The organism is Acinetobacter uliginosus (assembly GCF_044130295.1).
In the GTDB taxonomy this organism is placed as follows: Bacteria; Pseudomonadota; Gammaproteobacteria; order Pseudomonadales; family Moraxellaceae; genus Acinetobacter.
In genome coordinates, this window is the sequence record NZ_JBIQOC010000110.1 from 1 (window position 1) to 11354 (window position 11354).

General features: G+C 42.8%; 13 protein-coding genes and 1 pseudogene. 11 read left to right on the forward strand and 3 right to left on the reverse strand.

Going from position 1 to position 11354, the window contains the following annotated elements:
• Nucleotides 1–190: 190 nt before the first annotated feature.
• From ACE01T_RS16010 to ACE01T_RS16055, 10 genes are all read left to right on the forward strand, one after another.
• Complete coding sequence (locus ACE01T_RS16010) at nt 191–652, forward strand: acyl-CoA thioesterase (RefSeq protein ID WP_086196144.1); 462 nt, start codon at nt 191–193, stop codon at nt 650–652.
• A 173-nt stretch (nt 653–825) separates the two neighbouring features.
• Nucleotides 826–2643 (forward strand): translation elongation factor 4, encoded by a 1818-nt coding sequence (gene lepA, locus ACE01T_RS16015; RefSeq protein WP_086196143.1) that lies wholly within the window; start codon nt 826–828, stop codon nt 2641–2643.
• A 20-nt stretch (nt 2644–2663) separates the two neighbouring features.
• Complete coding sequence (gene lepB / locus ACE01T_RS16020) at nt 2664–3491, forward strand: signal peptidase I (protein WP_395519664.1); 828 nt, start codon at nt 2664–2666, stop codon at nt 3489–3491.
• A 22-nt stretch (nt 3492–3513) separates the two neighbouring features.
• Complete coding sequence (locus ACE01T_RS16025; RefSeq protein ID WP_395519665.1) at nt 3514–3888, forward strand: DUF4845 domain-containing protein; 375 nt, start codon at nt 3514–3516, stop codon at nt 3886–3888.
• Entirely contained in the window at nt 3860–4558 is a 699-nt protein-coding gene (rnc, locus tag ACE01T_RS16030; protein ID WP_086196140.1) for a ribonuclease III, read from the forward strand. Before ACE01T_RS16025 ends, rnc begins: the two co-directional genes overlap by 29 nt.
• On the forward strand, nt 4558–5586 hold the full coding sequence (era, locus tag ACE01T_RS16035) for a GTPase Era (RefSeq protein WP_180042271.1): 1029 nt from the start codon (nt 4558–4560) through the stop codon (nt 5584–5586). Before rnc ends, era begins: the two co-directional genes overlap by 1 nt.
• Before the next feature lie 30 nt (nt 5587–5616).
• Nucleotides 5617–5808: an NF038104 family lipoprotein gene (locus ACE01T_RS16040; protein ID WP_395519666.1), complete on the forward strand. Its 192-nt coding sequence runs from the start codon at nt 5617–5619 to the stop codon at nt 5806–5808.
• Between the two features lie 12 nt (nt 5809–5820).
• Complete coding sequence (gene recO, locus ACE01T_RS16045) at nt 5821–6531, forward strand: DNA repair protein RecO (RefSeq protein WP_166167156.1); 711 nt, start codon at nt 5821–5823, stop codon at nt 6529–6531.
• A gap of 25 nt (nt 6532–6556) precedes the next feature.
• Nucleotides 6557–7282: a pyridoxine 5'-phosphate synthase gene (gene pdxJ / locus ACE01T_RS16050; protein ID WP_395519667.1), complete on the forward strand. Its 726-nt coding sequence runs from the start codon at nt 6557–6559 to the stop codon at nt 7280–7282.
• A gap of 18 nt (nt 7283–7300) precedes the next feature.
• Nucleotides 7301–7954, forward strand: a complete 654-nt coding sequence (locus tag ACE01T_RS16055) for a MiaE family protein (RefSeq protein WP_180042278.1) — start codon at nt 7301–7303, stop codon at nt 7952–7954.
• Nucleotides 7955–8095: 141 nt separating this feature from the next.
• Here the strand turns inward: ACE01T_RS16055 and lipA are convergent, their stop codons facing one another.
• Nucleotides 8096–9109 carry a lipoyl synthase gene (gene lipA, locus ACE01T_RS16060; RefSeq protein WP_166167147.1) on the reverse strand — a complete coding sequence of 338 codons (1014 nt, stop codon included), beginning with the start codon at nt 9107–9109 and terminating at the stop codon, nt 8096–8098.
• Nucleotides 9110–9318: 209 nt separating this feature from the next.
• On the opposite strand from lipA, the gene sthA reads away from it, so the two are divergent.
• Nucleotides 9319–10734 (forward strand): Si-specific NAD(P)(+) transhydrogenase, encoded by a 1416-nt coding sequence (sthA, locus tag ACE01T_RS16065; RefSeq protein WP_086196133.1) that lies wholly within the window; start codon nt 9319–9321, stop codon nt 10732–10734.
• Between the two features lie 160 nt (nt 10735–10894).
• On the opposite strand, the gene ACE01T_RS16070 is transcribed toward sthA, so the two are convergent.
• Together ACE01T_RS16070 and ACE01T_RS16075 are read right to left on the reverse strand one after the other, a co-directional pair.
• Nucleotides 10895–11224, reverse strand: a complete 330-nt coding sequence (locus ACE01T_RS16070; protein ID WP_180082554.1) for a four-helix bundle copper-binding protein — start codon at nt 11222–11224, stop codon at nt 10895–10897.
• 54 nt (nt 11225–11278) lie between these two features.
• A pseudogene (locus ACE01T_RS16075) lies at nt 11279–11354 on the reverse strand (IS1595 family transposase); the annotation flags it as partial.

An 11354-nucleotide genomic window follows, 5' to 3' on the forward strand; every position in this document is an offset into this window, starting at 1 on the left:
ATTGGTTTTGGAAAAAAAGAAGAATTTAAGAAAGTGCTAGCAATTTTAAGAAAGAAAAAGCCTGATAGGACAAGGATCCTATGAAATTTGTCGTGTACAGAGATTTTGCAATTTTACTGCAATACAAAATTACGTAGACTGTGTAGCCTTGAAGGTCATTTTTTGCATAGTGTAAGGATCAGTAAAATAGATGAGCACAGTTTTTGATTTGGAAATCACCGTTCAAGCAAAAGATATTGACAGTTTGGGACATGTCAATAATGTAGTGTATATGCACTGGATGCAGGATGTCGCTACTGCACATATTGATGCCTTGGGTTTGGGGCTGAATGAATACATGGAACTGAAGCATGCCATGGTTGCGGTAGAGCACCATGTACAATACCGTAAAGCGGCATTTGAAGGCGAAAAGATTATCTTGCGTACCTGGTTGGATGATATCAATGCCTTGTATTCTTTCAGGCAATATGTGTTTTATCGGCCCCAAGACCAAAGCGTTTTATTTATGGGGAATACCAAATGGGCCTGTGTGGAAATTGCCACAGGTCGGCCAAAACGCATGTCTCCCACTTTTAGCCAAGCCTACCAGCCGATATCGGAACAGGTGAATCCGCTGGATTTTAGTCAGTATGATGCGATGGCTTCAAATTGAGTACATAACTACAATCCGGTTTTATTTTGAAAATAACTGTCAAAGCGAAAAACGAACTCATTATTTAGGATACATTGAAAAATCCATCTGCTATAATCCTACGCAATTTCTATTCAGCTTTTGCCATGCATTAACTATTGGTTGCATGGCGTGTTTTTTTCTCAAGGTAGCCCATGGCGCAAGCTAAAAAATCTGTTGATATTAAAAACATTCGTAACTTCTCGATTATTGCGCATATCGATCATGGTAAATCGACACTGGCAGATCGCTTTATTCAAACCTGTGGAGGTTTGCAAGATCGCGAAATGCAGGCTCAGGTTCTGGATTCTATGGAACTGGAACGTGAGCGCGGTATTACCATTAAAGCGGCATCAGTGACGTTGTACTATACTCATCCGAACGGTCAAGAATACCAATTAAACTTTATTGACACTCCAGGACACGTAGACTTTTCATACGAAGTATCACGTTCGCTTGCAGCATGTGAAGGTGCGCTTCTGGTTGTTGATGCTGCGCAAGGGGTTGAAGCCCAGTCTGTAGCAAACTGCTATACTGCGATTGAACAGGGACTCGAAGTTTTACCAGTACTCAACAAGATTGACTTGCCGCAAGCTGAACCTGAGCGTGTGATCCAAGAAATTGAAGACATCATCGGGATTGAAGCAACTGATGCACCGACCTGTTCAGCGAAAACAGGTCTCGGTATTGAAGGCGTGCTTGAAACGCTGGTGAATGTTATTCCTGCACCTACAGGTGATCGCGAAGCACCGCTACAAGCTCTGATTATTGACTCATGGTTTGATAATTACCTCGGCGTGGTGTCTTTGGTGCGTATCAAACAGGGGCGTGTGCGTAAGGGCGATAAAATGTTGATTAAATCAACAGGACAATCGCACATTATTACCTCGGTAGGTATCTTCAATCCTAAACATACTGAAACAGGCATGCTTGAAGCGGGTGAAGTTGGCTTTATCATTGCAGGGATTAAAGATATTTTTGGTGCGCCTGTCGGTGATACCATTACCCTTGCGACTACGCCTGATGTTGCAACTTTACCTGGTTTCAAAAAGGTTAAACCGCAGGTGTATGCGGGTTTATTCCCGATTGATTCAAGCGATTTTGAACCGTTCCGTGAAGCACTTCATAAACTGCAAATCAATGACTCGGCATTATTCTTTGAACCTGAAAGTTCAGATGCCTTAGGTTTTGGTTTCCGCTGTGGCTTCCTTGGCATGTTGCACATGGAAATCGTACAGGAGCGTTTAGAGCGTGAGTACGATCTTGACCTCATTTCTTCTGCGCCAACCGTAATTTACGAAGCCGTGATGAAGAATGGTGAAACGATCTATATCGACAGTCCATCAAAAATGCCAGACGGTTCAACGGTAGAAGATTTGCGTGAACCGATTGCAGAATGTCATATCCTTGTACCACAAGAATACTTGGGTAACGTGATGACCTTGTGCGTGGAACGCCGTGGTGTACAAAAAGACATGAAGTTTATGGCTAACCAGGTTTCAATTACCTTTGAAATTCCAATGGCCGAAGTGGTCATGGATTTCTTTGATAAATTGAAATCATGTTCGCGCGGTTTCGCATCTTTAGACTACAACTTTATCCGTTTTGAAAGCTCATCGCTGGTGAAGGTTGACGTGCTTATTAATGGCGATAAAGTTGATGCCTTGGCCATGATCTGTCACCGTCAGGATGCACGTCACCGTGGTATCGCCCTGGTTGAAAAAATGAAAGACCTGATTCCGCGTCAAATGTTTGATGTGGCGATTCAGGCTGCCATCGGTGCGCAAATTATTGCCCGTTCAACTGTAAAAGCGATGCGTAAGAACGTATTGGCGAAATGTTATGGTGGTGACGTATCACGTAAGAAAAAACTTCTTTCTAAACAGAAAGAAGGTAAGAAGCGTATGAAGCAGGTGGGTAGTGTTGAAATCCCGCAAGAAGCGTTCCTTGCTGTGTTGAAAGTAGAAAGATAATAATAGAGGTCATATAGCTCATGGATTTTGATTTTAATTTAATTCTCGTTCCCGTCACGCTGATTTTTTTCTTGGTGTGGCTACTCGACAAGTTTGTTTTCAAACAAAGACAAAAACTGGGTAAGGGAAATGAAAATTTCATTATCACATGGGCATATGACTTCTGGCCAGTACTAGCCGTTGTTCTGGTGCTGCGTTCATTCCTGTATGAGCCATTTAACATTCCATCCGATTCTATGGTTCCGACTTTGGAAACGGGTGATTATATTCTGGTCAATAAGTTTAACTATGGTGTACGTCTACCGATTGTCAATACCAAAGTCATTGACGTGGGTGAACCGGAACGTGGCGATGTGATTGTATTCCGTTATCCGCCACAACCGACTATTAGTTATATCAAACGTGTGGTGGGTTTGCCGGGAGATCATATAGTCTATGATCATGGCCAGCTCAGTATCAATGGACAAAAAGTGGCGAAAGTTCCAGTGGAATTTAGCCGAGAAAAAGATATTCTTGATACACCAACTTCAATTTACCATCAAGAAACATTAGGCAAACATACCTTTAAAATGCGTGAGCTTGAAGGTGTAAATGTGGCCCGTCAGGCACCCTTTATCAACTATGTTGAAAATGGTAAATATTCATCTGAAAATGGTTTATATTGGGAAGTGAAAGTACCTGAAGGTCATTACTTCGCGATGGGGGATAATCGTGATCAGAGTGCTGACAGCCGTTTTTGGGGCTTCGTTCCGGAACAGAATCTAACAGGTCGTGCATTTTATATCTGGATGCATAAAGAACCTGGATTTAAATTACCGTCGTTTAAGCGCAACGGTGTAATTGATTAAGCATGATTGGAAAAAATAACAAATGCGTAAAAATCAACAAGGGGCATCTTATATTGCAGTTTTAATTGCAATTATGGGCTTTGCTTTCTTAGCAAAAATTGCCATCGCTGTTTGGGCACCGTACTGGGATGATCGGGTTGTAGATAGCCAGATTACAGAGTTGCTGCAAAGTAGCCCGGCCGATACCGATCCTTCAAAGTTTGCAAGTCAGATGAGTCAACGTTTAGAGATGAACAATGTTCGCGATCTTAAATTTGATGAAATCGCTCAGGTGACCAATATTGATGGACTGCAAGTGAAAAAAGAGTATGAGATAAGAAAGCCGTTCTTACTCAATATAGATTTAGTGTTAAAGTTCGAGAAAAGTTTTGATCAAAGGTCAGTCCAAACTAAGTGATATGCGCTTAGTCAACCGTATCGGTTATCAGTTTAAACAACCTGAATTATTGCAGCTTGCACTGACCCACCGATCGGTTAGTCATAAAACTAACTATGAACGTCTGGAGTTTTTAGGCGATTCATTGTTGGGGATGATCATTGCCCATTATTTGTATCAAGCCTATCCGCATGAAAATGAAGGGCGTTTAACGCGTATGCGTGCCACACTGGTTCGTCAGGAAGCATTAGGCAAAATTGCAAACGATTTGAAACTCGGTTCGTGTTTAATTCTCAGCACGGGTGAGTTGAAATCGGGTGGACATCATCGCGAATCTATTCTTGCTGATACTGTGGAAGCGATTATTGGTGCAATTTATGTTGATTGTCACGATTTAAATGTCTTGCAAGACATCGTGCTAAAATGGTACACGCCATATTTAGACCATATCGAACCTACAGACCAGCTGAAAGATCCTAAATCACGCTTACAGGAATATTTACAGGCACGTAAAAAACCTCTCCCTGTTTATGACGTTGTAGATATTCAAGGCGATGCTCCGAATCAGCATTTCAAGGTGGAATGTACGATTGAAGGCTTGCCTGTATTGTGTGGTGAGGGTTCAAGTCGTCGCTTTGCTGAACAGGCAGTTGCGGCAGATATCTTAAAACAATTGGAGCAAAAGTCTTAATGACTACTCATTCCGATCACATCGATGCTGATCACGAACCGCAAGACGGCGGTAACGATTTAATTAATCAATTCTTCAGTTTACAAGGAACGACGATTCCTTCGGACTTTAAAAGTGGCTTTGTTGCGATTGTAGGACGCCCGAATGTGGGTAAATCTACCTTGATGAACCATTTGCTGGGTCAAAAGCTTTCAATCACTTCACGTAAACCACAAACTACGCGCCACAAGATTGTGGGGATTGATACCCGAGAAAAATCTCAGGCAGTCTTTGTGGATACGCCGGGGATGCATAAAAAAGAAGTACGTGCCATCAATAAAATGATGAACCGTGCCGCTCATTCTGCACTTCGTGATGTCAATCTGGTGCTGTTTGTGGTTGACGCGCAAAAGTGGACGCAAAACGATGAACTGGTGCTGGAAAAACTGCAAAATGCAGAAATGCCGGTGATTCTGGTCATCAACAAGCTGGATACTTTTGAAAACAAGAATCAGGCCTTACCCTTGATTCAGGAACGTGCAAAGTTAATGAATTTTGCCGAAATCGTACCGGTATCGGCTTTACGTGGTGCCAATCTGGAACATTTGCGTAATACCATCGAAAAGTATTTGCCATTCCAGCCGCCACTCTATTCACTGGATCAAATCACCGACCGTTCAGAACGCTTCCTTGCTTCGGAAGTGATTCGTGAAAAAATCATGCGTCAGTTAGGTGAAGAGCTGCCGTATGATTTGACCGTGCAAATTGAATCTTTCAAGACTGAAGAAGCGACCATTAATGCGAAAACAGGTCGTCCAAAAGCGGCGTGTACCTATATTGATGCCACCATTTTTGTTGATCGTCCTGGTCAAAAGGCCATCGTAATTGGTGAAAAAGGTTCTAAGCTGAAAAAAATTGGTATGGATGCGCGTGCCGATATGGAAAAAATGTTCGAACAGAAAATCATGCTGACCCTTTGGGTGAAAGTTAAAGGTGGCTGGTCTGATGATGAGCGTGCATTAAAAAGCTTGGGTTATAGTGATATCTAAAATCTAGGTTTTACTTTGAAAGGAGCTGTAATGATGAAAGTGCTGACTGTTCTGGCATGTGTATTGTTCCTGCAAGGCTGTATTTACAAGATTGTTACAGTTCCGGTCAAAGTGGCCTATAAAACCACTAAAGGCGTGGTTAAAGGTACGGCAGCTGTGGTGGGTGCCGTCATTCCAGATGGGGATGATGAAGAATCTGATTCTGAAAAGAAAAAGGATTAGACTTAAGCCTGTATGCGCAATGAAACCTTGCATGGTTATTTAATCCATCATCGTAAATACCGTGAGCGCAGCCATATTGTGCATCTGTTTACTCAGGAGCATGGTCGTGTGGATGGAATTTTAAGACAAACGCCACCGCCGCAATACCAACCGATTTGTCTGCAAGCTTCGGGTAAATCTGAGCTGAAAAATTTTACCAAACTGGAAATTGTCAATCAGCCGATTTTCTTTTTTGGCGATGCCTTCTTTTCCGGTTTCTATCTGAATGAAATTATCCTGCGCTTGTGCCCGGTTGAAGTGGAAATGCCACAAACCTTTGTGCAATATCATCAGACCTTGCAGCAATTGCAACAATTGGCACAGCAGGAGCATCCTGATCTTTTTTTAAGACAAATCTTACGTCAGTTCGAGCATGCACTTTTAGAAGAACTGGGCTATGCACTTGATTTTACAGTGGATGCACAGCAACATAAAATTCAGGAATCACAATCTTATCTGTTTCAGCTCAATGATGGTTTTATTCCTACAGTACAACAGTCACGTTCGACTTTATCTGGACAGCAGATTCTTTCGATGCATGATTATGAAAAGGGTAGGGATTTTAATCCTGAACAGTTACAATTGTTGACTAAGCTGTATCGGCAGATCATCACTGCACTTTTGGGCGACCGACCGCTGAAAAGCCGTCAATTGTGGATTCAAAACACTCAATCTCAATCTTAATTTTAAACATAGTTAGGTAATTGTTATGGCTGCATTACTTGGTGTAAATATTGACCATGTGGCGACTTTGCGACAGGCGCGCGGAACCGCTTATCCAGATCCGGTAAATGCTGCTTTAATTTGCGAACAGGCAGGTGCAGAGGGTATCACCCTGCATTTACGTGAAGACCGTCGCCATATTCAGGATGATGATGTACGTCGTATGCGTCCTGTGCTGAAAACGCATATGAATCTGGAAATGGCCGTGACGGCTGAAATGGTGGAATTTGCCAAGGAAATCAAGCCTCATCATGTGTGCTTCGTTCCAGAAAAGCGTCAGGAAGTGACCACTGAAGGCGGTCTGGATGTGGTGGGTCATTTTGAAGATGTTAAAGCCGCGACTCAGGCCTTGTCTGCTATTGGCTGTGAAGTGTCTTTATTTATTGATGCTGACTTTGACCAAATTGATGCAGCTGTGGCTTGCGGTGCACCTACCATCGAGTTACACACAGGTGCTTATGCCGATGCCGAAACTGCAGAAGCACAGCAGCATGAACTTGAGCGTATTGTTAAAGGTGCGGAATATGCTGCATCTAAAGGTTTAATTGTGAACGCCGGGCATGGTCTGAACCTGGAAAATGTCACCCCAATTGCTGCAATTCCACATATTCATGAGCTTAATATTGGTCATTCCATTATTGCCGATGCAGTGTTTGTCGGTTTGACCCAAGCTGTTCAACAAATGAAAGCTGTGATTAAAGCAGCACGTTAAGATTTAAGTTTAAAAGTTATGTCGACAACCCATTATGATGATCTCATGAAACCTGTGATTGGCTTCCTGGGATGTGAAACACCAAAAGCGTGGCTAGATGAAGCCGTGAATAACCTGGAGTTACTCATGCAGGATCATGCCAATTGTGAAAAAAAAGCTGCTGGCACAGCCATGAACCTGATGTTCCGCTACAGCTTTTTTACCGATTTGCAGGTCAAGCTGGCACAACTGGTACGCGAAGAAATGCTGCATTATGAGCAGGTGCTGGAATTTATGTCCAAACGCGGACAGGAATGGAAAGCCGTGAGTGCAGGGCGTTATGCAGGCATATTGCGCAAGGAAATTCGTACCTACGAGCCGGAAGCATTGATTGACGTGCTGATTATTGGTGCATTTGTGGAAGCACGTTCCTGTGAGCGTTTTTATGCACTTGCGCCCCTGGTTGATGAAGAGTTAGGACGCTATTATCGCTACCTACTTAAATCTGAATCACGCCATTATGAAGATTATCTGGCACTGGCCTTAGATGTTGCCAAAACATCTAAAATGAAAGACCCGGAAGAAGACATTCAGGGGCGTATCGAGCATATCCGTGAAGTGGAAAAGAATTTAATCCTTTCAGAAGATGATACTTTCCGTTTCCATAGTGGTGTGCCGCGTCAAGCTGCTTAAATACTTTTGATCTAACAAATCCTCTATTCAAATAGAGGATTTTTTATATCTTACGATTTATTTTAATCTTAAATAAAAATGCCAATCTAAAGGTTTTAGATTGGCATTTATTGATCAGCCTAGTTTCAGGCTGATCTTCAATTAAGCTTCAATGGTCTGCACCGCAATTTTTTTTGCAGGATCAGTTTTGCGACGTACCGAAGGAACTGGTTCACCATAATACTGACGGTCGGCAAAGTAACTTGAACGAACCATAGGGGCTGCCCAGATATTCTTGAATCCAAGTTTCTGACCGTGGGCGGTATAGCGTTCAAATTCTTCTGGAGTCACGAAACGGTCAATCGGTGCATGCTCTTTAGAAGGCTGTAAGTATTGACCAATAGTCACGTAATCGACATCGTGTGCTTTTAAGTCATCCAGCAATGCAATCACTTCTTCTTCAGTTTCACCAATACCGACCATCAAGCCACATTTGGTTGGAACGTCCGGGCAGTATTCCTTAAACATTTTCAGTAAGTTTAAAGAATGCTGATAATCTGAACCTGGACGCATCGCTTTATACAGGCGCGGCACGGTTTCAATATTGTGGTTGAATACGTCCGGTGGGCACTCGGTCATGATGCGAAGCGCGATGTCCATACGACCACGGAAATCCGGTACCAGAATTTCTAATAAGGTATTCGGGCTTAAACTGCGGGCTTCTTTAATACAGTCTACAAAATGCTGTGCACCGCCATCTCGAAGGTCATCACGGTCAACCGAAGTAATAACCGCATATTTTAAACCCAGATTGGCAATGGTTTCGGCCATATGACGCGGTTCGTCAGGGTCAAGGGCATTTGGACGACCATGTGCCACGTCGCAGAAAGGACAGCGACGGGTACAGATATCACCCATAATCATAAAGGTTGCGGTACCGCCACCAAAACATTCTGGCAGGTTCGGGCAAGCGGCTTCTTCACACACCGTATGTAATTTTTGCTCACGCAGCGTGGTTTTAATACGTTGAACTTCTTCAGGAGCCGCCATTTTTACCCGGATCCAGTCCGGCTTGCGTGGCGTTTCAACCGTAGGTACAACTTTTACAGGAATACGAGCGACTTTCTCTGCGCCACGAAGTTTGACACCCTGTTCAGGTTTACGGTTTTCAGACATATTCAACTTTTCCACTGTTTTTTGACGGGGGAGATACTAGATATATTAGGTCTCTCATTATAACGGACTTGAATCTAAATGGGGTAAAAAGGATATTCATTTAATAAATGTAGTCATCACTTAATATATGTGAGGTAAATACAGAAAATTACGAGTATTTACGTCATAATATAGCCAAGATAGACCAATATTGAAGATAGGAGCGTTGAATGCCACGTAAAAAAGAGGTCGTTAGTGGAACTTTCGTTAAATACGATGCGGTAGTTCTCGGCTCAGGCCCTGCGGGTGAAGGCGCGGCAATGAAACTTGCTAAATCAGGCAAGCGTGTTGCAATTGTTGATATGCGTGAACAATTAGGTGGTAACTGTACACACGTAGGTACCATTCCAAGTAAAGCATTACGTCAAACAGTATCGAGCATTTTGCGTTACCAGCGTGACCCGATGTTCCAGAAAGTGGGCGAATGGAAGCAGTTCACCATGAAACAGGTGCTGCGTAATGCCCATAAAGTGATTCAGCAACAGGTTGAAACACACTCCCGTTTTTATGACCGTAACAAGATTGATATTTATCATGGTCGTGCCTATATCCAGGATAAAAATACCGTATTGATCTTTAGCCCTGAAGGCATAACAGAAACGATTGTTTTCCAGCAATTAGTTATTGCGACAGGTTCACGTCCATACCGTCCGGCGGCGCTTGATTTCAATCATCCACGTGTATTTGATTCAGACAAAATTCTGGATCTGGATTATTCAATTCAAAAAATTATTATTTATGGTGCCGGCGTTATTGGTTGTGAATATGCATCCATTTTCATTGGTCTGGACCATAAAGTTGATTTGATTAATACCCAGCCTAAATTGCTCAGTTATCTGGACGATGAAATTTCTGATGCCTTATCTTACCGTTTACGTGAACAGGGTGTATTGATTCGTCATAATGAACAAATTGATCATCTTGAGACATTTGATGATCATGTGGTGTTGCATTTGCAAAGCGGCAAGAAAATTAAAGCCGATGCCATTTTGTGGTGTAACGGCCGTTCGGGGAATACTGACGGTTTAGGTCTGGAAAATGTAGGCATTACCCCAAACAGTCGTGGTCAGCTCACTGTGAATGATCAGTACCAGACTGAAGTGGAAAATATCTATGCTGCCGGTGACGTGATTGGTTGGCCATCACTGGCTTCTGCTGCTTATGACCAGGGGCGTTGCGCTGGTTCAAACATGAGCGGTGAAGAGAACGTTAAACCGGTAACGGATATTCCGACAGGTATTTATACCATTCCGGAAATTTCTTCGATTGGTAAGACTGAACAGCAATTGACCGAAGAAAAGATTCCTTACGAAGTCGGTCAGGCATCTTTCCGTCATTTGGCACGTGCACAGATTACCGGTGACACCGTAGGTGAATTGAAAATTCTATTCCACCGTGACACCTTAGAAGTGTTAGGGGTGCATTGCTTTGGTAATAACGCTGCCGAGATTATCCATATTGGTCAGGCTGTGATGAATAGCCCGAACAATACCATCAAGTATTTTGTGGAAACCACATTTAACTATCCGACCATGGCGGAAGCGTACCGTGTAGCAACCTTGAATGGTATGAACCGTTTATTCTAAGATTTTCTGAATTTTAGATGCGAAACCCGTAAGTGAATGCTTGTGGGTTTTTGTTTATTTTGTAGGATAAAATATCTCATCAGGGCATGAGAGTGAGAATAGTGCTTAGTGCAAACCCGCAAGATCAAGTGTTCCTATTTTGCTTATCACTTGCTTGGATTTAGGCTGCCATTTTACGGCATTCTACCGCACATTGCTGGCAAGTTTCGGCACATCGCTGGCAATGTTCTGCTTCATGTTTACTGCATTCTTTGGCGCAGTAATCGCACATTTGAGCACAGAGCTGACAAATTTCCTGCATAAAGGCAGAGGTTCTTTGTTCAGATCGAGCGCATAAGTTGCACATATCTGCACAGTCCAGACAGCGTTTAATGCATTCACGCATCATCTCTATCTCATTTTCATCCAGACAGGCAGCTGCACAGGTGGTACAGGTCAAAGAACAGGTCATACACATTTGGACACAATCTGAAAAGCTGACAGTATTCATTCTGTTTTTCTGATTAATAATTTTGGCTCTAGACTAGCAGATTTACACTTAATTTTACCTAATGAGGTTCCACAGCTCAGTTGCTAACTCATTAGGTTCCCTCATCCAACGCCATTCAGTTTCTTTAAGA

Coding starts and splice junctions, on each gene's coding strand:
- ACE01T_RS16010 (WP_086196144.1), top strand. CDS start 191: ATGAGCACAGTTTTTGATTTGGAAATCACCGTTCAAGCAAAAGATATT.
- lepA (WP_086196143.1), top strand. CDS start 826: ATGGCGCAAGCTAAAAAATCTGTTGATATTAAAAACATTCGTAACTTC.
- lepB (WP_395519664.1), top strand. CDS start 2,664: ATGGATTTTGATTTTAATTTAATTCTCGTTCCCGTCACGCTGATTTTT.
- ACE01T_RS16025 (WP_395519665.1), top strand. CDS start 3,514: ATGCGTAAAAATCAACAAGGGGCATCTTATATTGCAGTTTTAATTGCA.
- era (WP_180042271.1), top strand. CDS start 4,558: ATGACTACTCATTCCGATCACATCGATGCTGATCACGAACCGCAAGAC.
- ACE01T_RS16040 (WP_395519666.1), top strand. CDS start 5,617: ATGATGAAAGTGCTGACTGTTCTGGCATGTGTATTGTTCCTGCAAGGC.
- recO (WP_166167156.1), top strand. CDS start 5,821: ATGCGCAATGAAACCTTGCATGGTTATTTAATCCATCATCGTAAATAC.
- pdxJ (WP_395519667.1), top strand. CDS start 6,557: ATGGCTGCATTACTTGGTGTAAATATTGACCATGTGGCGACTTTGCGA.
- ACE01T_RS16055 (WP_180042278.1), top strand. CDS start 7,301: ATGTCGACAACCCATTATGATGATCTCATGAAACCTGTGATTGGCTTC.
- lipA (WP_166167147.1), bottom strand. CDS start 9,109: ATGTCTGAAAACCGTAAACCTGAACAGGGTGTCAAACTTCGTGGCGCA.
- sthA (WP_086196133.1), top strand. CDS start 9,319: ATGCCACGTAAAAAAGAGGTCGTTAGTGGAACTTTCGTTAAATACGAT.
- ACE01T_RS16070 (WP_180082554.1), bottom strand. CDS start 11,224: ATGAATACTGTCAGCTTTTCAGATTGTGTCCAAATGTGTATGACCTGT.